The organism is Polyangium spumosum (assembly GCF_009649845.1).
GTDB lineage: Bacteria > Myxococcota_A > Polyangia > Polyangiales > Polyangiaceae > Polyangium > Polyangium spumosum.
This window is the reverse complement of sequence record NZ_WJIE01000016.1, coordinates 108371-133736: the sequence shown is the minus strand read 5'-3', so window position 1 is coordinate 133736 and position 25366 is coordinate 108371. Positions and strand designations below refer to the sequence as shown.

Below are 25366 nucleotides of genomic sequence, written 5' to 3'. Positions count from 1 at the left end.
GGGGGATCAGCCGGCGCGTTGCCAGGGAGCCGAGGGCGGCCTCGAGCTGCGCGGAGCGTCGGCCGTCTGCGCGGACCGACGAGGGATCTCCACCGTGAAGGTCGAGCCGCGCCCCGGGCCCGCGCTCTCGGCGTACACGCGCCCGCCATGCAGGTCGGCGATGTGCTTGACGATGGAGAGGCCGAGGCCGAGGCCGCCGTAGCGGCGCGTCGAGGTGCTGTCCTCCTGGCGGAAGCGCTGGAAGAGGTGCGGCAAGAACTCGGGCGCGATGCCCTGGCCGGAGTCGGAGACGACGATGAGGGCGCGCTCGCCCTCGAGGCGCACGGTCACGTCGACGCGGCCGCCCGGAGGCGTGAACTTGACGGCGTTCGACAGGAGGTTCCACACGGCCTGCTCGAGGCGAGCGGCGTCGCCGAGGAGGGGCTCGGCGAGGGGCGCGACGTGGACGTCGAGCGTGACGCCCTTGGCCTCCGCGGCCGAGCGGACGGTCTCGGCCGCCGAGAGCACGACGGTGCCGGGGTCCACGGCCCCGAGGTCGAGCTGGATCTTGCCGGTGACGATGCGGCTGACGTCGAGCAGGTCGGAGACGAGCTGCGCGAGCAGGCGCGCGTTGCGCTCGATGACCTCGAGGCCGCGGTCGAGTTTGTCGCCGTCGGGGCGCGCGCGCCGGAGGACCTGGGCCCAGCCGAGCACGGCGGTGAGGGGCGTGCGCAGCTCGTGCGAGAGCGTCGCGACGAACTCGTCCTTGAGGCGGCTCGCGCGTTCGGCCTCCTCGCGGGCGGCGCGCTCGCTCTCCTCGATGTTCCTGCGGTCGGTGACGTCGAGGCTCAGGCCCGCGGCGCGTACGGCCTCGCCGCGCTCGTCGCGGTACACCTGGCCGAGGACGGAGATCCAGCGGACGCCACGCGCGGGGTGGACGACGCGTAGCTCGAGGCGGAAGTGCTCGTCGCTCCCCGCGAGGACACGCTGGTACTCGTCCTTCACGCGGGCGCGATCCTCGGGGTGCAGGGCTTCGAGCCATCGATCGAAGGTCGGCACGGACCTCGGATCGACGCCGTAAAGCTCGTAGTTGCGCTCGGACCAGACGATGTGGCCCGTCGCCGCGTCCCAGTCCCACGAGCCGGCGCGGGCCGCGTCGAGCGCGAGCCGGAGCCGCGTTTCGCTCTCGCGCAGGGCTTGCTCGGCGCGGCGGACGCGCGAGAGGTCGACGATGTACATCATGCCGGAGAGCTCTCTGCCCTGGCGGCCGAGGATGAAGGCGCCGCCGATCAGCGCGGGGACGCGCCGCCCGTCCGCCCGGAAGAACTCTTTTTCGTAAGGCGCGCAGTAACCTGTCGCGCGGAGCTGCCTGCCCGCGCGCTCGTCGGCGGCCAGGTGCTCGGGGGGCGTGATGTCGCGCCAGTCGATCGAGCCCCTCTGGGCGAACTCATGGGAGGTCAAACCAAGTAAATCGAGGAAGGCGTCGTTCGCCTCGACGATGGCGCCGCCACGAAAGGAGGCGACGCCGAGGGTGCGGGAGGCGAGAAGGGCGCGGAAGTAACGGGCGTTCTGCGCGTTCGCCTGCTCGCGGTCGGCGATGATGCGCTCGGCCTCGCGGCTCTGCGCGAGCTCGTGGTGCATGCGGCCGCTCACGGCGCTGATGGCGAAGCCGATGACGGCGAAGAGGAGGGTCCGGACGACGTCGCCCGTGTGCACCAGCGCGAGCTCGTACAGGGGATCCATGAAGAAGAGCACGCCCGCCCCGAGGGAGAGGAGCGTGCAAAGGAGCCCGAGCCAGAAGCCGCCGAGCGCGGCGCATATCGTCACCGGGAAGACGAACGCGAGCAGGGGAGACGTGGCGTCGAGGAACGGGTCGAGGCTGTGGCGGAGGGCGATCGTCCCGCCGACGGTGCCCAGCGTCAGAGCGAGTCCGCCGCCGGATGTTCTCCATCGCCGCGGGGCTCTCCAACCTCCGCGGACGAGGTCGAGACCAGACGCCATCAGAGCGGGTCCATAAAACCTCGCCTCCCGCGTCGGGAGCCTGCGGAGGAGACCAAGGTCGACCGGGCGTGGCCCTCGTCGCGCTAGCGCGCCCGCTTCGGCGGCATGTCGCCCGAGGCGAGCGCGAAGACGAGGGCGCGAAAGGTTTCGGACTCGAAGGGCTTGAGCAGGAGGCGATCCTCGACGCCTCCGGCGAATGACCGGACCTCGTCGGTGCACGCGCCGCCGGTCAAGAAGCCGACGCGACGATCGAGCGCGGGATCGAGCTCGAGCAGAGAGGCGTAGAGGGCGACGCCGCTCGTGCCGGGCATCATGAGATCACAGATGACGGCGTCGAAGCGCTCGCCCGCGCCGACGAGCGCGAGCGCCTCGTCGGGGCCGGAGACGCAGACGAGGTCGAGGTCGCGGCCGAGCATGCGGCGCACGGCGGCGCAGACGTAGGGCTCGTCGTCGACGAAGAGGACGCGGGGCCGCTCGTCGCGCGCCCTGGGGCGGAGGCGCTCGCGCGGAGCTTCGGCGACAGGCGCGGCGGGCAGGAGCACGCGGAAGATCGTGCCCGTGGAGGGCGTGCTCTCGACGGCGAGCTCGCCGCCGAGCGCGGTGACGATGCTGTGACAAACCGGCAGGCCGAGGCCCGTGCCCTCGCCGACGGGCTTCGTCGTGAAGAAGGGATCGAAGATCCGCGGGAGGTGCTCGGGCGGGATGCCGACGCCGTTGTCCACGACCTCGACGGCGACGCGGCCGTCGACGAGGCGCGTGACGAGGCGGATCTCGTTCTCGGACTCGGGGCGATCGGGCATGGCCTGCGCGGCGTTGGCGAGCAGGTTGACGAAGACCTGGCCGAGCCGCGGCCCGTTGCCGATGACGCGGGGCACGTCGCCGAAGGCGCGCGTGACGCGGGCCCTGTGGCGCAGGGCGTGGTGGGTCATGCGCAGGGCTTTTTCGAGGACGTCGTGCACGTCGATCGGCCCGCGGTCGGCGGTGTCGCCCTCGGGGCGGGAGAACGTGGACATGTCGCGCACGATGGCGCGCATGCGCTGCGCGCCCTCGAGGGCCTCGTCGAGGGCCTGCGTGGCGGCCTCGTACGTGGCGGCGTCGGGGGGCCCGCGGCGCAGGGCGCCCACGACGAACTCGAGGTTCGCGAGGACGAAGGAGAGAGGGTTGTTGATCTCGTGGGCGACGCCGGCCGCCATCGTGCCGAGGGAGGCGAGCCGATCGGCGAGCAGCAGGCGCGCCTCGGCGTGCCTGCGCTCGGTGACGTCGCGGCAGAAGGCGACGACGGCGCGGGTCACGTCGCCGTCGCGGATGGGGAAGAGGATCGTGTCGAAGACGAGGCGCGATCGGGCGCTGCTCCAGGCGTTGCCGTCGATGTCGAGGTTCACGTCCTGCTCGTGGATCTCGACGACCTCGCCCGCGTATGCGCGGGCGAAACACGCGTCCATCCCGGTCTCGACGTGGAGCGGATCGGTGAGGGCGTTGAACTGGCCGACGCCGTAGCTCGTGCTCGGCAGGCGGAGCTGCTTGCGGTGCGCCTCGTTCATGCGCACGGAGTTGCCATCGGGGCCGAAGATCTGGATGCCCACGGGGGCGTTCTCGAAGACGGCCTGCGCGAGCCGCTCGCTCTCGCGGAGGGCGAGCTCGGCGCGGCGCCGCTCGGTGATGTCGGTGGAGACGCCGAGCGCGCCCGTCACGGCGCCCGACGCGTCGCGCAGAGGCCAGGCGGCGTGCTCGAACCACACGCCCGCGACCGAGATCTCGCCCTTGTATACCCGGCCCGCGAGCGGCTCGCTCACCTGCGGGATCCCCACGCCGCCCTCGACGGGCAGGTCGAGGGCGGACGTGCCGACGAGCTCGCCCGGCCGGAAGCCGAGGTGCGCGAGCCCTTTGCCTTCGGCGAACGTGATGAGGCCGTCCCGATCGACCGCCCAGAGGACCACCGGCGCGTTGTCGAGCAGCGCGCGCAGGCGCGTCTCTTTCTCGCGCAGGAGGGCCTCCGATTCGCGCTCGACCTTGCGCACCTCGCTGAGATCCGTGGAGACGGCGAACGTGCGCAGGGGCGCGCCCGCGGCGTCACGCTCGACGAGCACGGTCATCATCACCTCGAAGGTGCCGCCGTCCTTTCGTACGAACTCGTAACGTGTGCCGCGGCCGACGCCCGTGCGGAAGAGCTCGGGGATCCGGGCGAGCGCTTGCTCGCGAGAGGCCTCGGTCATGAAGTCGACGGAGCGGCGGCCGAGGACCTCCCCGCGCTCGTAGCCGAACGCCTCGAGCCAGCCGTCGCTGACGCTCACGAGGCGGCCCTCGTGATCGATCGAGTGCAAGATGATGGGCGCGCGCTCGTAGAGGTGCTCGTGCCTTCGCTCGACGTCGCGCTTCTCGTCGACGAGGCGCCCGAGCGTCTGGATGCGGCGTCGGATCGCGGCGAGGCGCGGGCCGATCCGCGGCGCCTCGTATGGCAGGACGAAAAGCTCGTCGGCGCCCGCGTCGACGAGCGCGTGGAGGTGCGTATCGCCGTCGCGCTCGGTCGCCACGACGAGCGGGCCGACGTCGAACCAGGCGCGCGCGGCGCGGCAAGCGTCGAGCGTGGCTTCGGGGGCGTCGTCCGCGCGCTCGAAGACGACGAGCAGGGACGGCTCCGCTCGCTCGTCTGCGGCGGGGAGCGGCTCGAAGCCGGCCGCGCGGATCTCGGCTTCCAGCGCGGCGCGCGCGGGGGAGCTGCTACCGAGGATCGAGGCGGTGAGGCGAACCGGCAAGGCTCGACTATCTCGCGCGTGACGCGGCGCGCGCAAGGGCGCGCTCGACGCGGGCCCTCGCCTCGCAGACGAGCGGACGGGGCACTGCGCGGAAGGTCAGCGGAGCGCCGCTCGGGTCCTGGAAACCGAACGCGCCGGAGGACGTGGCGTCGCGGGGCCAGGGAGGGCTGCCCGGGTCGAACCACGCCGTGACGGTCGTTCGGGAACGTTGGTGGACGAACGTACGCGTGGCGAGCCCGGGTCCCGTGCAGAACCCCTCGTCCTCGAGCGCGCGCCGGAGGGCTGCTCCGGAGGTCTTCCGACGCGCGAGGGCGTGGCTCTCGGTCGCGTCGAGCTCGTCGTCGGGGACGCCGCGGAGGTCACGGAAGAGCTGGGGCAGCTCCTGCTTGACGCCGAGGTCGTCGAGCAGCACGCGCCACGGGGCGACGTCGGGCAGGTCCGCCGGATGAACGAGCTCGACGTCGGTCCAGCCGATCCAGCGCGCGTCGTAGTCGAGCGGGACGACGCCGAGGCCACGCGTCGGCTCCCAGGCCCAGAGGAGCACGAGGCCCTCGGGCGGGCCGGGCTCGCGCGGGCGCGTGGCGAGGACGAGGTGCCGGAGGAGCGAGGCGTAGGCGGGATCGTCGAGCAGCCACGCGAGCTCGGCGGCGCCGATACGCGCGGCGCCGAGCATGTGGTCATCGAGGAGCCGGGCTGCCTCGTGCTTGTGTGCGCGTTCGGCGCGGCGTCCGCGGACGAGCGCGCGGTAACGGTCGTCGTTGCGGACGGACGAAGGGACGCGGCGAAGCGGAGAGGACGCGCCTTCGGGCGTGACGTGGAGCTCGCCGCGAGGCCCGAGCGAGACGACGTGGCCGGCGATCACGGGCGAGAGCGGCAGCGCGGGATCTCGCGCGGGTAGGGCAGCGGCGTGGGTTCTTCGCGGCGAGAGATCGGCGAGGGAGCGCGCGGGATCGAGGTCGGGCAGGGGAAGCTCGCGCGGGGCCGGGGCAGCGGGGGGATCGAGGTGTGGTGGCGCGACGGACGACGCTGGAGCCGCGGCGACGAGGGGCGGGGAGAGGCCGACGTCGCGGGCGAACGCTTCGGCGAGCTCGCGCGGAGCGCAGAGCAGGACGACGTCGCGGAGGGAGGGCGCGTCCGCGGTGGGGATGCGGAGGACACCCGCCTCGGCGAGGCGAGCGAACGAGCCCGAGGCGCCACGCAAGGCGAGCGTCGAAGGCGAGAGGCGGCCGGCGCCGGCGCGCACGAGGGGCGTCGCCTCGGCGATACGCGCGAAGGCGAGGTGATGGCTGCCGGCCTCGGAGGCCTCGAGCGACGAGAGCGCCCACGCGAGCAGGACGAAACGAGCGTCGCGTGGATCTTCGATGCCGGGCAGGGCCGGGGCGGGCCAGCGCTCGGGGCGCAGGGATCTCCGGTCGGCGAGGCAGGCGCGCGTGAGCGCGACGCCGCGGAGGAGCGCGGCAGGATCGGGGCGCATGAGGTGGACGGTGGGGTCCGCGGCGGAGAGGTTCGTCGCGGAGACGAGGCGAGGATCGATACGCCGCGCGAGGGCCTCGGCGAGGGAGAGCGCGCCTTCGGCGAGGTCGACCGAGGTGCGTTCGTCTTGCGCGAGGCCGAGGAGGCGGAGCGCCCAGGCGAAGGCGAGCGCGGGGGAGGAGGCGGCGGGGGCGAACGTGGGATCCGCGGCGGAAGACACGAGCGCGGAGAGGGTCGCGGCGACGAGCGGCGCGGGCAGCCATCGCGTGAGGGATCGGGCGCGACGGACACGCGAGCCGGAGCGCGGCGGCGGGCCCGTCTCGGCCGGGCCGAGGCGGGAGCGCGTGGCGGCGTCGAGGTCGGCGCAGAGCGCGGCGAGCAGCGGGCGCGACGCGGGTTTGTCGAAGGCGAGGGCGAGCGCGGGACCGAGCTCGTCTGCGTGTTCGAAGAGGAGGGGCGCGGCGACGTCGGCGAGGTGCAAGAGAGCGCGGGCGCAGGTGTCCTCGGCGGCCGGATCGTTCTCGCGCGCGAGGGCGCCGAGCAAACATCGGGTGACGTCGAGGACGAGTGATCCATCGTCATGCGAGCGCGCGGGCAGCAGGACATCGAGCACGGCCGAGAGGCGCGACGCGTCGAGGTCGGCGAGCAGGCCGCGCAGCGTACGCGCGAGGTCGTCGCGCACGCGCTCGCCGTGTTCACCCGCCACGTGCGAGTGCGCCCAGAGCGCCGCGAGCCGCGCGCGCACGAGCGAAACCTCGCCCGCCGGCGCCCACGTCCCTGCGAGGCCAACACAGCCGAGCAGGGCCGCGTCGATCCGGGCCTCGGCCGCCGCAGGATCTGCCGCGGCCCGCGCCGCGCTCGCGAGCGCCGCCATCGTCCCCGGCGGCACGTCGCGGCCGGCTTCGAGCACACGTCGCAACACGCCGAGCCGGAGCGCGAGGCCCGCGGGGGCATCCAAACGTTCGGCCGCGGCGTCGACGAGATCCCCGGGCGGGATCATCCCGGCGCGTGGCGACATCGTTGCCTCGACGAGCATCTCCGCGGAGACGGGCGCGCGCCTCGACAGCCGCGCGAGGCGGCGCAGGCACCGTGCCGCATGCTCCTCGTCGCCGAGCGCGAGGAACGTGCGCGCGGCTTCGATCCACATCGAGGCCGCCGCGTCGGGGCCGATCGCCTCGAAGAGCGCCTCGATCGCCCCGAACGCCTGCTCCGCGCGGCGGGGGCGCGCCTCCACGAGCGCCGCGGCGCGCAGGAAGACGCGGCTCGCGCGTCGCACGCGTTCGTGGAAGGCGAGGTCGTCGGGCGACGCGCCGTGCAGGCGAAGCGGGAAGGGGATCTCCCTGCGAGGCTCGTACCGCAAGAGCAACACGTCCTCGGCGAAGTACCCCTCGTGCTGCTCGACGACGCGGCGCGCCGGCCAGGCATCCGCGTGGACCTCCACGACACGCACGGCAGGCACGAGCGAGCGCAGCCGCACGAGGAAGACGGCCTCGAGATCGGAGGGCTCGGCCCGATCGATCACGGCACCTCCGCGTCGCCCGTGTCCTCCGCCCCGAACGCCGCGAGCAACGCCGAACGAGCGAGCGTCGCGGAGAGCGCCTCGATCCTGTCGTACGACGCGAGCAGCGCCTCGGCGAGCGCGGCGTTTGGCCGAGGCCCGAGCGCCGCTTGCCCCTCGAGCGCCGTCGCCACGGCCTCGAGCCGCGCCGCGAGATCGAACAGCCCGATCGCCCGCGCGTCCGCCGAGAGCCGCCGGAACGTGGTCGCCCGGCTCTCCGTCCGCTCGAGCGCGCCGGCCGCCGCGAGCTCCTCGATCGCCGCGCGCGCGCGCCTCGCGAGCCGCTCGGCGATCATCGGGTCACCTCGAGCGCGGGGTCCACGACGTCGAGCGTGAGATCGATCGTGGAGCCATCTGCGAGCTCGGCCGAGAGGGGCTCGATCACGAGCGCGCCGCCTTCCCGCGCGAGGCGGACGCAGAGCCAGCGTGGAGGCCTCGCGGAGCGGCTCAGCACCTCGAGGTTGTCGAAGAGGAGCACGCGCTCCTCCCGGAACGACAGCGACGTCCGCAGCTCCACGCCCGCCCCGACGTGTATGCGGATCGAGAGCTCCTGCGTCGCGTGATCGAAGTCGGTCGGGGACAGGCGCTGCACGGGCAAGAGCACGATCGGCGACGAGCGCGGAGGGCGGCCGAGCGGATCGAAGGCGAGGCTCCGGCCGAGCCGCGCCGCGTCCTCGGCGCGCGCGAGCACGTGCCGCGCGAGGCGCGCGTCGTCCCTCGGCAGCGCCGGTCTCCGGGCGGCGCTCGTCGCGCGGCTGCCCGAGAGGCGCCCGTGAGAGAGCGCGATCCTCGCGCCGGACAGCGCGAACCTGCCGCGCGCGAGATCCCGCAAGGTGATGCCGCTCCGCGCGAACGCGGGCCCCGCCGCGAGCCCCTCCGCCCACGTCCGCGGATCCACGAGCCGCTCGGGCCTGCCCTTCGTCAGCAGCGTCCGCGTGAGGACACGACCCTCGCCGAGCACGGCCACGTACGCCGTCACCCCCGCGACACCTCCCGCCGCGACCCACGCCTCGAGCCCGAGCCCCTGCACCTCGATCGGCGGCACCTCGACGTACGCGCGTTGCGACGCGCCCGCGATGTCCTCGAGCGGCAGCGCGCCCGTGTTCGCGCGGAGCGCGCGCACGAGGTTCCGCGTGATCGCGACCTCGCGCAGCGCGTCCGCCTCCGCCGCGCCCACGTCCGGCCCTTCGAGCATCGGCAAGAGCGCCGCGAGGCGATCGAGCGCCCGCGCGAGCCTGCCGAGCCCCGCGTCGCGTGGCCCCCTCGCGCGTGGCCGCATCGCAGCGGCGCGCGCGCAGAGCTCTCGCGCCCGATCCCCCGACACACGCGCCGCGCGCCGCAGGCCAAGCGTCACGAGCTCGGCCACGAGCGCCTCCACCTCGCCGAGGATCGGCGCGAACCGCGCGGCGTCCTCCGCGGGCAGCGCCTCGGCCCCCGAGGGCTCGGGCAACACGACGGACGGCGCCTCCACGCGCTCCTCGCGCCCGCCGAGATCCCGTGTTCGTTCCTCGCCCTCCGCCACCAGCCGATGCAGGCACCAAGGCGCGCCGCCCATCGGGCAATCACACGTCGCGTGCCCCTCACGAAGCGCCACCGTCGCGCCGCCGACGCGCACCGCGCCGCCCCCGATCGGCACGGCCACGAGCTCGGTCCGCGCCGCCGCGCGCCGCATCCCGGCCGGCGCTGCCGCGCGCGACCTCACGCCTCGCCCCCGCGCGCGTGACGCCCGACCCAGGCCGCGAGCTCGCGCGGCGTCATCGCCCCGATCGGCATCCCGAGCGCCGAGAGCGCGCCCGTCACGCGCGCGTCGAACCCACCCGCGCCCTTGTCGCCGAGGGCCACGAGCCCGAGCACCGTCACCCCGGCGTCGAGCAGATCCTTCACCCGCGTCACGAGCGCCCCGAGCGCGCCTCCCTCGCGGAAATCCGAGATCAGCACGCAGAGCGTCCGCCGCGGCTCGGCGATCAGCGTCGCCGCGTACCCCACGGCCCGCTCGATCAACGTCCCGCCCCCGAGCTGCAGCGAGAACAGCACCTCCACCGGATCCCCGGCGAGCTCCGTCATGTCCACCACGTGCGTGTCGAACACGACGAGCCGCAGATCGATCGACGGCACCGACGCGAAGATCGCCGCCAGGATCGCCGCCTGCACCACGCTGTCCACCATCGAGCCGCTCTGATCGAGCAGCACGATCAGCCGCAGCCGCTCCTTTCGCGCCTGTCGCCGCCGGAACACGAGCCGCTCGACGCCGAGCAGCCCGCGCGCGCGGTCGTAGTTCCGGAGGTTCTCGCGCACCGTCCGCCGCGCGTCGAGGTTCGCGAGCACGCGCAGATTCGTACGACCTCGCGGCGCGGACGCGCCCGTCAGCGACGGGACGAGCTCTCGCGCGAGCGCGCGTGACAGCTCCCGCACGGCCTCCTCGATGAGCCGCCGCGCCGCGGGGAGCGACGCCTCCGGGATCTGCCCGCGCAGCCGCACGAGCAGCGCGAGGATCGCGGGGGAAGGCGTCACCGTCGCGAGCGCCGCCGGATCCTCGAGCAACGCCGCGAGCCCGTGCCGCGCCGCCGCGTCCTCCTCCATCACCACACGCGCCTCCGGCGGGAACAGTTCCTCCACGCTCGCGAGCCACGTCGAAGGCCGCAGCACGCTCGGCCCGAGCCCCGCCCCGCGCGTATTGCGCCCTGCGCCCTGTTTGCGGAACGCGCGGTCGTAGAGGAACGAGAGATCCTCGTCGATCCGGAGGAGCTTCTCGTCCCCGTCGAGCGGGCTGCCGAGGGCGCTGTCCGCGAAGCGCCCGAAGAGCAGCCGCAGCCGCCGCGCCGCTTCGTGTTTCTTCTCGTCCGCGCCCTTCGTCACCGCCCCCCTCCCCCACACGCGACGAGCCGCGCCGACGGCGCCTCCACCAGCACCTCGCACCTTGCGATCTCGTCGTGCACCGGCGCCAGCACGAACGCGTCCCGCTCGATCACGAGCGCCGGCCCCTCCGCGAGCGCCGCGCGTAGCTTCTCCCGCGCCTGCTCCGCCGTTTGCTCCTCCATCCGGTGCACCTGCACGAGCGGCAGGATCCGCCGCCCTTCTTCCCCGACGACGAACTCCCCCGACACCTCCGTCCGTGGCCACTCCGCCGGCTCGTTCGCCTCGCGCTTCAGGTAATACGCGAGCAGCGTCGCGTCGTAGTGCGCCACCGTCACGAAACGCTTCTCCGAGCGGCTCGCGGCGATCGCGGCGAAGCGCGGCATGAACGCGTCCGCGTCGGGCAGGTACGTGAGGTGCGGTCGCGGCCGGGGCATGACGAACAGCAACGACAGCGCGACGCCGGCGAGCACCGACCAGATCCACATCGGCACGCGGCCTCTGGGCGCGAGCGCGATCGCGAGCGCGAGCACCGGGGCCACGGCGCCGACGTAATAGGGCTGCACGCGGGCGAACTTCGAGGCGAACGACACCCCCATCATCGTCACGAGCAGCGCGCCGCAAGGCACGAGGGCGCCTGCACATCGCGGCGCCATGAGCCCGGCCATCGCCGCCCAGACCGCGACGAGCACCCCAGGGCCCACGTTTTTGTAGACCTCCGCGATCAGGTACCCGAGCCCCGCGCCCTCCCCGGCGCCCCACGCGAGATCCGGGAACCGCTCCGCCACCTCGCGCGCCCCGTGATCCCGCACGATCGTCACGAAGAGAAGCACGAACGCAGGCGCGCCGAGGAGCGCACCCAAGCCGATCGGCCGCGCCACGCTCGCGAGCGGCTTCCGCGCCGCCCAGAGGCCGACGAGCACGCCTGCGATCACCAGCGGCGCGAGGTAATACGTCCACGCGAGCAGCGCTGTCGTGGCCGCGAGTCCGAGTTCCCTCACCCCAACCCCTCTCCCGTCCCGGGAGAGGGGCTCAGACGGCGCATCTCCTCCCCTCTCCCGCGGGCGGGAGAGGGGTTGGGGGTGAGGGATCGCCACCACGAGCGAACACATCACCACCACGAGCAGCGCAAACAGCGGGATCTCACTCACCTCCCGTGACCGCGCCACGAACTCCGGGCTCACCGCCACCCTGAGCGCCGCGACCGCCCCGAGTGGCCCTGCGCGCCCTCGCACGAGCCGCGCCCCCCACACGATCGCCGGCGCCACGAGCGCCCCCGCGATCACGGCCGGCGCGCGCATGACGGCCTCCGAATCCCCGAACCAGCCCGCCACGTGCAGCACCACGAACCACAGCGGCGGGTGCCTGTCCTCGAGCCCCTTGCCCGTCAGGATCTCGCCGAGCGGCAAGGCCCCCGTGAAGAGACGCTGCACGTCCTGGTCATGCACGAACGGCACATCGAGGTGCGCCGCACGCAACAAGAGCCCGAGCCCGAACAGCGCCGCCGCCACGATCGCATCGCCCCTCCGCAGCGCTCCGACGAGCCCCACCGCCAGCGCGACGAGCCCCGGCACCACGATCACGCGCCACCCTTCGAGCCGCATGAGCGCGCGCGCCAAGGCAGGCGGCTCCGCCTCGGCCGCGAGCGGGATCGACGCGGGGGATCCGTGCCCCGTGTCGTTCCGGTCGATCACGTCCCGCAGCGCCTGCGTCACGGCCTCGAGATCCTCGGTCGGCGCGTTCGACCGTGGCGTCTCGTAGGCGACACCAAAACTCTTCGTCTCGCGCACGCCGGGCCATCGACCTCGGTCGACGACGTGGATCTCGATCTTCTCCGCGCCGCGCCGCGCCGTGAAGATCACGTCCTCTTCCTCGCCGCGCCTCGGCGGAGACAGGTGATATCCACGCGTGACGATCGCTCCCGGGGCGAGCGGCAGGACGAGCTCCTCCCAGGTCGCTCGCTTCGGCCCGCTCGGGCCGGGCCGGAGCAACACGACCGCCACGAGCAGCGACGTCACGACGACGAGCACGCGGATCCACGGCCTCTCCGCGAACGCCCTCGCCCTCCGGAGGGCACCGCAGAATCCCCGCTCCGCCATCCGCGGATCGGGACGCTAGACGACGCCCTCGTATGGGTAAAGTGGAAGGCTCGAAAGGCCTGGAGCCGCCGTGGTCCACGCGCGAGCGAGCGGCGAATCCCGGGCAAAAGCCGTAGCTTGTGCGGGGGCGCGCCTTATACTGATCCCTCGTGCCGAGCATCCCTCCGCCCGACGGCTTGCTCACCGAGCAGTACCCCGGCCGCCTCCCCGGTGACGAGACCGTCATCCCGAAGGTGGCCGTCGAACGCGCCAGCAAGAGCATCCAGGTCCGCCGCTTCGCCGGCCCCTGGCATTACACCGAGCACCTCTCCCACCTGCGCATCGCGCACCTGACCGACATCCACGTCGGCCGCGTGACCCCGTGGGCGGTGCAGCTCGCGGCGGTCGAGCTGACCAACGCGGAGAAGCCCGATCTCGTGCTGCTCACGGGGGATTTCGTCTGCCACAGCCAGCAGTACCTCGATCGCCTCCAGTACCTCGTGCAGCGCTTCGAGGCGCCCGTGATGGCGGTGCTCGGCAACCACGACTACTGGTCCGGCGCCGACGAGGTCCGCCTCGCCTTGCGCCGCGGCGGCGTCGAGGTCCTCGACAACCGCCACACCCTCATCGGCCTGCGCCACCAGATGCTCCAGGTCGTCGGCCTGGACGACGCCTACACCGGCCACGCCCGCCGCGACGAGGCCTTGAAGGGCCTGCGCCGCGACCTGCCCACGATCGCCATGTCCCACATCGCCGAGGAGGCGGATGGCCTCTGGGCGCTCGGCGACGTGCCGCTCGTCCTCTCGGGCCACACCCACGCCGGACAGGTCACGCTCGCGCGTTTGCACGAGCTCGCGATCGGCAAGCTCGCGGGGCACCGCTATGTGCACGGCCTCTACGGCAGCCGCAGGAGCGGCGGCGCGCACCCCGGCGCGGTGTACGTCGGCGCGGGCATCGGCGCGTCCGTCATGCCGATCCGCCTCGGCGATCGGGGTCAACGCGAGGTCGCGATCTTCGAGCTCGGCTACGAGCCCGGCGCCATCGAGGAGCACCACGACGACCAGGACCCGCTCCCCGGCCGCCCGCCCACGCCCGAGGTCATGGCCAAGCGCGCCGCCGCCGTGGCCGCCAAGCGCGAAAAGCGCGAGCGGATGAAGGCGCCGCGGCGCTGAAGATGCGCCAAAGAGAGGTCGGCGCGTCCGGAGCTGGCTCTGCAGCCGGTGCGATCGCAGGTCGGCGCGTCCGGAGCTGGCTCTGCAGCCGGTGCGAGCGCAGGTCGGCGCGTCCGGAGCTGGCTCTGCAGCCGGTGCAAGCGCAGGTCGGGACGTCCGGAGGTGTCTCTGCAGCCGGTGCAAGCGCAGGTCGGGACGTCCGGAGGTGTCTCTGCAGCCGGTGCGAGCGCAGGTCGGCGCGCCCGGAGTTGTCTCTGCAGCCGGTGCAAGCGCAGGTCGGGACGTCCGGAGGTGTCTCTGCAGCCGGTGTACGTGCAGGTCGGGACGTCCGGAGTTGTCTCTGCAGCCGGTGCAAGCCCAGGTCGGGACGTCCGGACCTGTCTTTGTCGCTTTAGATGTAAGGTACCTAGCCGACCTTGGGCCGTTGCGCTTCGAACTTCGCGTGCACGAAGCGGAGCACGTCGTCGCGGTGCTTCTCGGCGCTGAGCTCGTGGTGGAAGATCGCCTCGAGGCGCATCTCGGGGCTCACCACGAACGTGTACCGCTGCGCCACGCCTAGGACCGGCCAGAGGACGTCGTACGCCTTCGCGATCCGCTTGTCCGCGTCCGCGATGAGCGGGAAGTTCAGGTGGCTGTCGCGGGCGAACTTGCACTGCGTGTCCTCCGCGTCCGTGCTCACGCCGATGAGGTTCGCGCCGGCCAGCGCGAGCTCGTTGTAGTTGTCCCGGAAGAACGCCGTCTCCATCGTGCAGATGGGCGTGAACGCCTTCGGGTAGAAGAAGATGACCGTGCAGAGCCCCTCTTGCCGGGAGAGGACGAACCGGCTCCCGGCGCTCGTCTGCGCGTCGATCTCCGGCGCCTGATCCCCGACCTTGAGCGAGCTCATCAAAACGATGGGTAGCAAAGCACAAGCGGCGCGTCGAGCAGGGCCGAGCGCCCCGCCCCCGCGCCGCCCGTCACTCGCCGATCTCCTTCTCGAGCTTGTCGACCTCGGCCGCGAGGGTCGCCGAGGTGATGTCCTTCTCGGCCTCCTCCTCGAACTCCTCCGGCGTCGCGAGGTCGTCCTCGTCCGCCGCCGCCTTCGGAGCCTCCGCCGGCGCGATCCCCACGGGCGGCCTCGGCAGATCCGCGGTCGGCTTCGCCGTCGTGGGCGCGGCCGGCGCGACGTCTTCCTTCTTCTGTTCACAACCCGCGACGGCGACGAGCGCCAGGACGCTTGCGAGCACGGCTCCTCTCACGGCGCACCTCCGGGATCCTTCTTGTCCTTCAGCCGATCCATCACGCGCTGGTGACGCGCCTTTTCCTTCTCGACGAGCTTGTCGATCCGCGCGACGAGCTCCTTCTTGCCGTCCGCCTCGGCCACCTTCCGCGCCTGCGCGAGCCGCGCCATCCGCCGCGCGTGCACCTGGAGCTCCGCGCGCGCCTCGGGCCGCTTCAGCGTCTCGCCCCACTTCGCGCGCAGCTCCTTGCGCTTCTCCTCGCGCTTCGCCTTCAGGTCCGCGCGGAGCTCCTTGCGCGCCTCGCGTAGCTCCTTCTTCTCCTCGCGGATCTCCTTCTTGTCGTCGCGCAGCTCCTCCTTGTCCGCGCCAGCCTTGCGATCCTCGCGCAGCTCTTTCTTTTCCTCGCGCAGCTCCTTGCGCTCCTCGCGTAGCTCCTTGCGTTGCTCGCGGATCTCTCGCCGGGTCGGCCCGTCGGCGACCACGTCCGCCGACGCGACCGCCGTCGACGCGACGAGCGCCACGGCCAGACAGGAAGCCAAGGTTTTTCCAGGTCCTCTCACGTCTTCACCTCGCGCCCGCATCGTACTCCGGGCGCGTGGCCGGCGTCAGCGGCTCGATGTCGGAGACGGACCCGCCCACGCCGCCTCGGCCTCGAGCCAGCGGCGCTCCCAGGCCGAGAGGCGCGCCACCTCCTCGGGCGGCAAGGGCGACACGAGCGGCGCCTCCGAGGCGCCGAGGCCGAGCAGCGCGGAAGCACGCGTGGAGATCTCTTCGAGCTCGCGAGGGCCAAGTCGACCGAGCGCGCGGCGCAAGGACGGGAGCGAGGCGAGGAAGCGCTCGAAGCTGCCCGACGAGACGTGCACGACGAGCGCTTCGAGGAGCGAGGGTTCGTCGAGCAACGCGCGCGGCGAGAGCACGAGCAGGCCCTCGAGGTACGCGCCCTTCGCCTCCGGCCGGGCCCGCGCCGCCTCGAAATGCGCGCCGAGCTCCGCGCCCCGCCCCTCGCCGAGGCTCACGAGCAGCCCGTCGAGCGCGCCCAGCACGAGCGGCGAGGTGGCCCGGGCGATCTCCCGCGCCGCCCGCGCCTTCACCACGACCCGCGCCCGCTCGGGCCCCATGCCGTCCGCCGCGAGCGTCGCCGCCCCGAGGCCCACGAGCAGCGCCGGCACCTCCGAGGCCCGCGCCCCCGAGGTCTGCGCGAGCCGCGGCAACCTCTCGGTCGCCTCCTCGTAGGCCACGCGCCCGAGCGCATCGAGCCACGCCGCCCGCGGCGAGCCGAGCGCCGCCCGCGCCGCCCGCACCCGCCGGAGGATCCGCCCCGCTTCGAGCAGCGAGCGCGGATCCTCGTCGGCCCGGATCGCCGCCTCGAGGGCCGGCGCGAGCCGCAGGCAGACCGCTTCGAGCCCCATCCGCACCCCACGCCCGACACACGCCGCGATCGGCCCCGCGCGCCCTTCACTCGTGCTGGCCACGCGCGCGAGCTTGCGCGCCGCCGCCTCCTCGACGCTCGCCCCCTCCGCCGCGAGGTCGAGCAGCCGCGCGTCGACCTCCGGCGCATACGCCACGGTCCATCGCTCGGTTGACGCCTGGGCAGCCCCCTCGTCACTCGCCCCGACTGGCGTCGCGAACCCGAGCCCGAGCCACGCCGTGCGATGCAAGAACCACGAGCACCGCCGCGCCTTCCTCGACGTCGCGAGCGAGAGCTCGATCACCCGCGGCGGCCCTCCGGAGGGCAGGAGGCCAAGCGCCTCGGCCGTCTCGCGGAAATCCCGCGTGATCGCGCCCGGACCGGCCACGGGCCCGAGCTTGCCCACGCGGCTGCCGCGCAGCGCCTCGCCGAGCGCCGCGACGACCCGCCGCCCCGAGACGCGCAGCTCGCCCTTCACGAAGCAGCTCGTCGCGGCCTCGATCACCTCGGCCCGCCCGATCTTCGGCCGGCCCCGGAGCGACGCGAGCTCCCGCGCGAACGCGAGCGCCGCGATCGCGTCCCCCGGCCCGAGCGCGTCCCCCTCGGCCCGCGCCCGCCCGATCGTCTCGAGCAGGACCTTCTCCGCCGCCCGCGCGAAGGGATCGGCCTCCGCGCGCGCCTCCCACACGTGCTGGTAAAACGCGGGCCCGCTCATCCCCGGCGCGTACCCGAGCAACGCGTCGAGCCGCGGGAACGTGTACGGGACGAGCCGCACGAGCGCCTCCGCGTCGTCCCGCGGCGCCCGCCGCTGCTGCGTGATCTCCTCGCGCGCGGCGCCGAGCGCGACCACGTGCAGCGCGCCGGCCACCACGAGCGCGCGCCTGCCCCCGCGCGTGGCGTCCGCGATCCTCGCCGCCATGAACCGCTCGCGCGCGAGCGTCCCGTCCGCCTCGAGCTCCTCCCGGCCGAACGTCTGCCGCGTCGCGAGCGCGTACGCGCCCACCGCGATCGCCCAGCCCTCGGGGCTCTCGTCCCAGCCTCCTTGCTCGAAGAGCGCCTCCCAGAGCTCGTCGAAATCCCGCGCGCCCGCCCGCGCGCAGAGCGCCGCCGTGAACCGGCTCCGCCCGAAGAGGCCTCGCGCGTCACGCGCGAGCCGCTCGCCGAGCGCCACCTCCGCGACCACGAGATCACCCGCGTCCGCGTCCTCGTCGCGTGGCGCTTCGAGCCGATCGATGAAGCGCACCTCGGCGCCGCGCGCCTTCGCGTACCGCAGCGCCACGAGCTCGGGCGCGTAGTCGCAGAACGGGTAGTACGCCCGCGATCGCGGCGGCTCCGCGCCCCGGCTCGTGTCGCGCCGCGCGACGAAGCGGGGGCCCTTCTCCTCGGTCACCACGCAGAACGCGAAGGGCGCGCGGCTCTCCGGGTCGAGCAACGCGTCGAGGTGCTCCTCGAAGCGCGCGGGCAGCTCGACGAGGATCACGTCCGGCGAGAGCGACGGCAAGAGCGCCTCGAGCTTCGCCGCGCACGTCGGGCTCTGGTGCCGCACCGGGAAGAAGGCGAGCGCGCTCGAGAGGCCGAGCCGCCGCGCCACCTCGGCGCGTGTCTCCGGCGAAGGCCCGAGCTCTCTGTGGTTCACGGCGCGCGGCCGATCTTGCGCCAGGCCTCGATCAGCGCGCCCCACGGGCCGCCGTGCCGCGCGGCTCGATCACGCACGACCGTCTCCACGTACCGCTCGAGCTTCGCCGCGTCGTCCGCCGCGTCGAGCGTCGCCGCGCCCGCGAGGTGCGAGGCCACCTCCTCCGCGCCGAGCCTTCCCGTGCCGTAGTAGTGCGCGTGCAGCGCGGCGGCGTGCAAGGTCGCGATCGCCTCGGCCGTCGACAGCGGGGCCTCGGGCCGGTCGAGGTGCACGCCTTCGCGGCTCCGGCCCGAGCGCAGCTCCTGGAACGTCGTCACCACGAGCTCCACCGCGTCGCGTGGCACGGGCACGCTCGCGCCGGCCGCCGCGAGTTGCTTTTGCACCTCGCGCTCGACGAGCGCCATCTCGACGAGCGGGTCGCGGATCGGCCGCACGGACTCGAAGTTGAACCGGCGCCGGAGCGCCGCGCTCATCTCGTTCACCCCGCGATCCCGCGCGTTCGCCGTGGCGATCAGGTTGAAGCCCTCGCGCGCGAACAGGATGCCGTCGTCGCCCTCGAGCTCGGGCACGCGCAGCACCTTGTCCGAGAGGATGCCGACGAGGCTGTCCTGCACCTCGACGGGGCAACGCGTCAGCTCCTCGAAGCGCGCGATCCGGCCCTCGCGCATCGCGGTGAAGAGCGGCGAAGGCACGAGCGCCTCCCGCACGGGGCCCTTCGCCAGGAGCAGCGCGTAGTTCCAGGTGTACTTGATCTGATCCTCGGTCGTGGCGGCGCTGCCTTGCACCGTGAGCAGGCTCGTCCCCGTCGCGGCCGCGGCGAGCAGCTCCGAGAGCATCGACTTCGCGGTCCCTGGCTCGCCGACGAGCAGGAGGGCGCGGGGCGAGGCGAGGGTCACGATCGCGCGCTCGACGAGCGCGTCGTCGCCGAAAAATTTCTGGGTGACGGCGATCTCGCCCTGGCCACCCGGGCGGGGGAGCTTGGTGTCGCCCGAGCCGAGCAGGAAGGTGCGGATCATGCGCGGCGAGAGGCGGAAGCCACGCGGCTTCGGGTGGGGATCGGCGGCGGCGAGCGCGTCGAGCTCCTCGCGAAAGAGCACCTCTGCGGCGGGACGGAGGATGGATTCGGGCACGCGGATCGCTTCTCGCCGCCCGGCGACGGCGCGGCCCCCGAAGGGCTACCCGGGTGATTTCTCCGCGTCAATCCGGCAGGGTGGCGGGGCCTCGCCGCGACGTGGTGAAACCCGGCGGCGCGTGGCCGGAGCCCGCCCCGGCGCCGGATCCCGGCTGGAAGTTCGCCGGAGGCTCGCCCTTTCCGGGCCGATTCGCTACCATCGTCCACGACGTGTCATGTGTCCCGACGAACTGCCCGGGCAAGCCAGCTTCCCGGGCCGACCTGCCGTGCGCCTGCGGGCGCCGGGCGGGGCAGGGAGAAGCCATCGATGAACCGAATGTCTTGGCTCTTGGTCGTACCGCTCGCGCTTGTGTCCGCCTTGTCCGTGCCGGCGGGGTGCGTGGAGTTCCAGAGTTTCAATTATGATAGTTCGCCGAACACGGGAGGCGCGGGCGGCGAGGGCGGCGTGGGAGGCGGCACGGGGGGCACCGGCGCGGCGCCCGCGTGCACGACCCCTGCGGACTGCCCGGACAACGAATGCCGGAGCGGCGGATCGTGTAATGCCGGGAAGTGCGAATGGACGACCGTGCAGGCGTCGGGCACTCCGGCCGGCACGCCGGTGTATGGCGACTGCAAGCGGCGGGAGTGCGGCGCGTCGGGCGCCGTCACGGAGGTCGATGATCAGAGCGACAAATACGACTGGGGGAACCCGTGCTACAAGGATGCTTGCAGTGCGTGGACGGCGCCGCAGCCCGATCCCCTGAGGCAGTGCACGGCATGGGGCAAAGCCGGACTGTGCGACACCAGCTTCAAATGCAACGAGTGCACGGGCGACGGTGATTGTGGCGCGAACAAATGCGTCGTGAGCATCGGCAAATGCGTCCCGGCGCATTGCATGGATGGGGTGTTCGAATCGCTCGACGGTGAAACGGACCTCGATTGCGGCGGCCCTTGCGCGCCTTGCGCCGTCGGGTTGAAGTGCAACCAGCGCACCGATTGTGACAGGGAGGGTACATGCATGGGCAACCCCAAGGTTTGCCTCGAGCCCAACTGCAACGACGGCGCTCATAACGGTGACGAGACCGACGCGGATTGCGGCGGGGCGTGCGCGCAGGACATGGCAAACCCGAAGAAGTGCGCCGAGACCCAGGGTTGCCTCGTCCCCGACGATTGCCAGACGGGGTTCTCCTGCAAAGCCGGCACCTGCCAGCCGTGACCATGACGTGGCTTGCGTGGGGTCCGAGGCGCCCGCTCCTCGCGGGCGCGGGCCCCTCGCTGCCGTAGCAACGATCAAAAACGCCGCGTTCGGCGTGGAGGAGCTTCTAGAATGCGTATCGGACGAGCTTGGATTTTGCCCCTCGTGATCGCGGGGCTCTCGACCTTCGGGGTGGCTTGCGGGACCGGCACGAACCCGGGCACCCCGGGCGGGACCGGAGGGGCAGGCGCGGGTGGCATGGGCGGCGCGGGCGGCGTCGGCGGCGAAGGCGGCGTCGGCGGCGGCACGGGCGGCGCGGGCGGCGGCACGGGCGGCGGCACGGCCGGCAGCGGCGGCATGAATGGATGCGGGTCGGCGGCCGATTGCCCCGGCGCCGACTCCGAGTGTGGCGTCCGGACCTGCAACGCCGGCGTCTGCGGCATGCTCGCGTTGAAGCAGGAGGGCACCGTCCTCCAGAGCCAGAAGTACGGCGACTGCACGCGCGCCGTCTGCGGCGCCATGGGCGAGGTCGTCGAGGTCGAGGACACGAACGACAGGTACGACGACGGCAATCCCTGCACGCTCGATACGTGCACGGGCGGCACGACGCTGCACATCAACCAGGACGCAGGCTTCGCCTGCGGCATGAACGGCAAGTGCGACGCCGCCGGCCAGTGCGTGCGCTGCAACGTCGGCGGCCCCTCGAACGAGTGCCCGAGCGGCAACATCTGTGTCGCGTCGAAGAACTACAAGGACATCGAGACGCTCGACGTCGCGATCAACAAGTGCGTGCCGGCCTCGTGCAAGGACGGGGTGAAGAACAACAACGAGAGCGACATCGACTGCGGCGGGAACACGTGCGCGCCGTGCAACGTCGACAAGGTCTGCAACGGGCCGCTCGACTGCATGGAGGCGGCCTGCGACACCGCCACGAAGACCTGCGCCGCGCCGACGTGCTTCGACAGCTCGCTGAACGGCAACGAGACCTTCCCCGACTACGGCGGCCCGGACTGCCCGCCGAACTTCGTCACCGGGGCCGCGTGCAAGGGCCCCTCGGACTGCTTGCACGGCGTCTGCCAGGGCGCGAAGTGCGCGGCGCCGACCTGCTTCGACGCCACCCTGAACGGCACCGAGACCGGCGTCGACTGCGGCGGGAGCTGCGCCGCCACCTGCTTCACGCCCTGAGCCCCTCGCGGATCTCCATCCCGCGCCCCAGCCTCTTGGGGTATCGTGCAGCCACTCGACTATCGTTCACGGAAGAGAGCGCCGCGCGCGACGCGGCCCGGAGGAATGCTTTGATGAGAATCGAACGAGCTTGGATGATCGCTTGTATCCTCGGCGCGACGATTGCGGCGTCCGCGGTCGGCTGCGGGTCCGACCCCCCGTCGAACACCCCGACGTCGAGCTCGTCGTCGGGCGGCGGGATGGCGGGCAGCGGCGGCGCGGGCGGCGACGGCGGCATGGGCGGCGCGGGCGGCGCGGGCGGCGCGTCCGAATGCATGTCGCCGTCGGACTGCACGATGCAGGGTGCCGCGAACTTCTGCGGCGAGCCTGCGTGCGAGGCGGGCAAGTGCGTCCGCAAGGCCCTGCATCCGGCGGGCACGCCCGTGCCCTCGCAGGTGTACGGCGATTGCGTCGAGGTGCAATGCAACGAGAGCGCCGAGCCCGCGCCCGTCTTCAAGAACGAAGACGTCTACAACGACGGCAACCAGTGCACCGACGACGTCTGCCTGGACGGCGTCCTCATGCACGCCCTCCAGCCGCAGGGGTACCTCTGCGGGGGTGACATCTGCAACGACATGGGGCAGTGCGTCGAGTGCATCGAGGGCGTGCAGGGCTGCAACGACCCGAGCCAGTTGTGCATGCAGGGCGTCTGCGTGAGCGTCAACTGCGGCAACGGGATCAAGAACCCGGGCGAGGGTGACATCGATTGCGGCGGCAATTGCCTGCCCTGCGACGACGGCAAGACCTGCACGAACGGCGCGCAATGCAAGAGCGGCGTCTGCACGGGCGGCATGTGCGCCGCGCCGACCTGCATGGACCTCGTGAAGAACGGGAGCGAGACCGACGTCGATTGTGGCGGCGGCCCTGATTGCTTGCCCTGCCCGCCGGACTTCGGCTGCAAACTCCCGACGGACTGCCAGAGCGGCGTCTGCATCGACGTCTACTGCGCGGCGCCGAGCTGCACGGACGGCGTGCAGAACGGCGACGAGGCGGGCATCGATTGCGGCGGCGCGACCTGCGTTGCTTGCCCCTGAGCGGTGACGGCGTGGCGCGGGGGTCCGCCTCGCGCCGCCGTTTTTCTTTCGATTTTCCAGCGACATCTGCTTATCTTCCCGCCTGGAGGCGGTGATGCATCGGCACGTCTTGGCTTGGTTGGGGCTCTCGATTTCGTTCCTGGCGGCGTCTTGCGCGCCGGATCTGCAGACCACGGGCGGCAACGGCGGGACGGGCGGCGCGGGCGGCGCTGGCGCTGGCGGCGCGGGAGGTTCGGGCGGCGAAGGCGGAGCTTTACCACAATGCACCGGCGACGACGGATGCCAGAGCACCGAATGCCGGATCGGCGGCGTATGCAACGCCGGGACGTGCGAATGGATGACCGTGATCATGCCGGGCACGCCCGTCGGCGAGTCCATCTACGGCGACTGCAAGCGGCGGGAGTGCGACGCGTCGGGCAGCGTCACGCAGATCGATGATCCGACCGACAAGTACGACTGGGGGAACCCGTGTTATGTCGATGGTTGCAATGCGTGGATGGCGCCGCAGCCCGATCCGTTGACGCAGTGCACGACGGAGTGGGGCAAGCCAGGCCTTTGCGACATCAGCTTCAAGTGCGTCGAGTGCACGGCGGACGCCGAGTGTGGGGCAAACAAATGCGTCCTGGGTATCGGAAAATGCGTCCCGGCGCATTGCACGAACGGTGCGCTCGACTCGGTCAGCGGCGAGACCGATGTCGATTGCGGCGGCCCCTGCGCACCCTGCCCGCTCACCTTCAAATGCAACTCGCGCACGGATTGTGAGGGGGAGGGGAACTGCGGGGGCATGCCCAAGGCTTGTCAGCCCCCCAACTGCCTCGAAGGCGTCAAGAACGGCAACGAGACCGATGGGGATTGCGGCGGGTCGTGCGATAAGAAGTGCGCCCAGGGCAAGGGTTGCCTCGTCCCCGACGACTGCCAGACTGGCCTGAGCTGCAAAGCCGGCACCTGCCAGCCCTGACGAATTTTCCCCACCATGCCACCGCCCCCCCTCCCCGAAGTCCCCTCCGATTGCCTGCTCTGCGGCACCTGCTGCTTCTCCGACCTGCCCGAGTACGTCCGCGTCTTCGGCGTCGACCACGACCGCATGGACGACGACGCCCGCGCGCTCACCACGTTCCTCGGCAACCGCTGCTTCATGCGGATCGAGGACGGCCATTGCGCCGCGCTCGTCCCCGACCCGCAGACGCGCCGCTTCGTCTGCTCGATCTATCCCATGCGCCCCGACGCCTGCCGCTCCCTCGACCGCGGCACCTCCGCCTGCCTCGGCGAGCTCAGCCTGAAGCGCGAGCGACCCCTGCTCGCCCTCGAGGCGATCGTCCGAAAAAACCGCTAAGGCGAATCCGCCGCGTCCGTCCCCGCGTCCACCGCCGGCGCCGCGCGCCGCTCGAGCCGCATCGTCACGTCGAGCAGCACGGTTTGTCCCGCAATGACCCGGATCTCCCGCTTCTCGTCCGGCGCGTTCGGGTGCTTGAACGTCACGTAATGCCGCCCCGGCACGACCGGGATCGGCCGCCCGATCGGCGTCACGTCCACGAATTGCCCGTCCACGAGCACCTCCGCCCACGGCCGCGCCAGCACCTTCAGGTGACCCCGCTCCGTCGTGTCCGCCTCGCCCGCGTCCTCCGCCGCCACGTCCTCCTCGCGGACGAAAGCCTCGATCACCACCGCCCCCAGCAACGCCAGCCCGAAGAGCACGGCGAGCCTCTGCGCGAGCGGACCGAGCGGCAGCGGCGGCGGCCCCTTCTTCGGCTGCCTGTGGCCCTTCTCCTCGCCGATCTCCTCGCCCAGCGACGACAGCGCGAGCGCCCGCGTCACGAGCTTCCTCGACGAGTCGCGGCTCGCCTCGTCGAGCGCCTCCGCCAGCGCCTCGGCCGCCGCGCCCCCGTCCTCGAACCGATCCTCCGGCCGCTTCGCCAGGCACCGCGTCACGATCCGCGCGAGCGCCCGCGGCGCCACGACCCCGTGCCTCTCGAGCGGCGAAGGCTCCACGCTCCGCACCCGCCGCGCCAGGTCGTCGCGCCCCTCACCCTCGTCCCACGGCCGCGCCCCGGCGAGCATCTCGTAGAGCACGACCCCCAGCGAAAACACGTCCGATCGGGGGCTCGCCGGCTCCCCCACGATCTGCTCCGGCGCCGCGTACTCCGGCCCCGACAACCGCTCGCTCCCGTCGAACGGCGAAGGCGCGCTCGGCGCCGCCAGGTCGATCGCCGCCCCGAAATCCACGAGCACGCTCCGCCCGTCCGGCGCGAGCACGATGCCCTCGGGCCGCACGTCCCGGTGCACGACGCCCCGCGCGTGGGCGTGCCCGAGCCCCGACGCGACGCCGAGCCCGATCGCCGCCGCCACCTCGGGCGGCAGCCTCTTCGCCCGCGCGAGCACCTGAGAGAGCCGCGGCCCGGGCACGTCCTCGAGCGCCACCCACGTCGCGCTCTTGCCCGGCGACACGTCGAGGCAACGCACCACCGACGCGTGCCCCATCTTCGCCAGGATCCGCGCCTCGCGCTCGAGCGCCGAGCCGAGCGGCGAGCCCTCCGCGAGCGTGCCCTTCAGCGCCTTGACGATCGCCACCCGCCCGAGCCGCTCGTGTTCGGCGCGGTAGAGCGTGGTGATCGCCCCCTCGGACAGCTTCTCCCGGACCCGGTACGGCCCTATCTGCGACTGCAAATCCGTG

19 protein-coding genes are annotated in these 25366 nt (G+C 72.7%); 6 read left to right on the top strand and 13 right to left on the bottom strand.

What is annotated here, in order from left to right:
* Nucleotides 1-6: 6 nt before the first annotated feature.
* From GF068_RS36025 to GF068_RS44575, 7 genes are all read right to left on the bottom strand, one after another.
* Complete coding sequence (locus GF068_RS36025) at nucleotides 7-1980, bottom strand: sensor histidine kinase (RefSeq protein WP_153824072.1); 1974 nt, start codon at nucleotides 1978-1980, stop codon at nucleotides 7-9.
* 83 nt (nucleotides 1981-2063) lie between these two features.
* Nucleotides 2064-4733 (bottom strand): PAS domain S-box protein, encoded by a 2670-nt coding sequence (locus GF068_RS36020; protein ID WP_153824071.1) that lies wholly within the window; start codon nucleotides 4731-4733, stop codon nucleotides 2064-2066.
* Between the two features lie 7 nt (nucleotides 4734-4740).
* Nucleotides 4741-7728, bottom strand: coding sequence for a DUF4132 domain-containing protein (locus tag GF068_RS47235; RefSeq protein WP_153824070.1), 2988 nt, complete (start codon nucleotides 7726-7728; stop codon nucleotides 4741-4743).
* Nucleotides 7725-8060, bottom strand: coding sequence for a hypothetical protein (locus GF068_RS36010; protein WP_153824069.1), 336 nt, complete (start codon nucleotides 8058-8060; stop codon nucleotides 7725-7727). Before GF068_RS36010 ends, GF068_RS47235 begins: the two co-directional genes overlap by 4 nt.
* A complete protein-coding gene (locus tag GF068_RS36005) occupies nucleotides 8057-9466 on the bottom strand; it encodes a hypothetical protein (protein ID WP_153824068.1) in 1410 nt (469 codons plus the stop codon). The genes GF068_RS36010 and GF068_RS36005 overlap by 4 nt, the downstream gene beginning before the upstream one ends.
* Nucleotides 9463-10620 carry a VWA domain-containing protein gene (locus tag GF068_RS36000; protein ID WP_153824067.1) on the bottom strand — a complete coding sequence of 386 codons (1158 nt, stop codon included), beginning with the start codon at nucleotides 10618-10620 and terminating at the stop codon, nucleotides 9463-9465. Before GF068_RS36000 ends, GF068_RS36005 begins: the two co-directional genes overlap by 4 nt.
* Entirely contained in the window at nucleotides 10617-12716 is a 2100-nt protein-coding gene (locus GF068_RS44575; RefSeq protein WP_153824066.1) for a hypothetical protein, read from the bottom strand. Before GF068_RS44575 ends, GF068_RS36000 begins: the two co-directional genes overlap by 4 nt.
* Nucleotides 12717-12865: 149 nt before the next feature.
* Here GF068_RS44575 and GF068_RS35990 point away from each other — a divergent pair, with 149 nt between their 5' ends.
* Nucleotides 12866-13867 carry a metallophosphoesterase gene (locus GF068_RS35990; RefSeq protein WP_338046715.1) on the top strand — a complete coding sequence of 334 codons (1002 nt, stop codon included), beginning with the start codon at nucleotides 12866-12868 and terminating at the stop codon, nucleotides 13865-13867.
* A 406-nt stretch (nucleotides 13868-14273) separates the two neighbouring features.
* Here the strand turns inward: GF068_RS35990 and GF068_RS35985 are convergent, their stop codons facing one another.
* From GF068_RS35985 to GF068_RS35965, 5 genes are all read right to left on the bottom strand, one after another.
* Complete coding sequence (locus GF068_RS35985) at nucleotides 14274-14753, bottom strand: peroxiredoxin family protein (RefSeq protein WP_153824065.1); 480 nt, start codon at nucleotides 14751-14753, stop codon at nucleotides 14274-14276.
* 70 nt (nucleotides 14754-14823) lie between these two features.
* The gene (locus GF068_RS35980) at nucleotides 14824-15093 is read right to left on the bottom strand and encodes a hypothetical protein (protein WP_153824064.1); all 270 of its coding nucleotides are present in this window, start codon (nucleotides 15091-15093) and stop codon (nucleotides 14824-14826) included.
* Between the two features lie 8 nt (nucleotides 15094-15101).
* Nucleotides 15102-15626: a hypothetical protein gene (locus GF068_RS35975; RefSeq protein WP_153824063.1), complete on the bottom strand. Its 525-nt coding sequence runs from the start codon at nucleotides 15624-15626 to the stop codon at nucleotides 15102-15104.
* A 66-nt stretch (nucleotides 15627-15692) separates the two neighbouring features.
* A complete protein-coding gene (locus GF068_RS35970; RefSeq protein ID WP_153824062.1) occupies nucleotides 15693-18131 on the bottom strand; it encodes a DUF5682 family protein in 2439 nt (812 codons plus the stop codon).
* On the bottom strand, nucleotides 18128-19261 hold the full coding sequence (locus tag GF068_RS35965) for an ATP-binding protein (protein WP_338046714.1): 1134 nt from the start codon (nucleotides 19259-19261) through the stop codon (nucleotides 18128-18130). Before GF068_RS35965 ends, GF068_RS35970 begins: the two co-directional genes overlap by 4 nt.
* A gap of 309 nt (nucleotides 19262-19570) precedes the next feature.
* Here GF068_RS35965 and GF068_RS35960 point away from each other — a divergent pair, with 309 nt between their 5' ends.
* The 5 genes from GF068_RS35960 (at nucleotide 19571) to GF068_RS35940 (ending at nucleotide 24028) form a co-directional block, all read left to right on the top strand.
* Complete coding sequence (locus tag GF068_RS35960; RefSeq protein ID WP_153824061.1) at nucleotides 19571-20458, top strand: hypothetical protein; 888 nt, start codon at nucleotides 19571-19573, stop codon at nucleotides 20456-20458.
* Between the two features lie 111 nt (nucleotides 20459-20569).
* On the top strand, nucleotides 20570-21622 hold the full coding sequence (locus tag GF068_RS44570; RefSeq protein ID WP_153824060.1) for a hypothetical protein: 1053 nt from the start codon (nucleotides 20570-20572) through the stop codon (nucleotides 21620-21622).
* A gap of 113 nt (nucleotides 21623-21735) precedes the next feature.
* Complete coding sequence (locus GF068_RS35950) at nucleotides 21736-22695, top strand: hypothetical protein (RefSeq protein WP_153824059.1); 960 nt, start codon at nucleotides 21736-21738, stop codon at nucleotides 22693-22695.
* Nucleotides 22696-22789: 94 nt separating this feature from the next.
* A complete protein-coding gene (locus tag GF068_RS35945; protein WP_153824058.1) occupies nucleotides 22790-23653 on the top strand; it encodes a hypothetical protein in 864 nt (287 codons plus the stop codon).
* 15 nt (nucleotides 23654-23668) lie between these two features.
* Nucleotides 23669-24028 (top strand): YkgJ family cysteine cluster protein, encoded by a 360-nt coding sequence (locus GF068_RS35940; RefSeq protein WP_153824057.1) that lies wholly within the window; start codon nucleotides 23669-23671, stop codon nucleotides 24026-24028.
* On the opposite strand, the gene GF068_RS35935 is transcribed toward GF068_RS35940, so the two are convergent.
* Nucleotides 24025-25359 carry a serine/threonine-protein kinase gene (locus GF068_RS35935; RefSeq protein WP_153824056.1) on the bottom strand — a complete coding sequence of 445 codons (1335 nt, stop codon included), beginning with the start codon at nucleotides 25357-25359 and terminating at the stop codon, nucleotides 24025-24027. The two genes, GF068_RS35940 and GF068_RS35935, sit on opposite strands and share 4 nt — an antisense overlap.
* Nucleotides 25360-25366 lie beyond the last annotated feature (7 nt).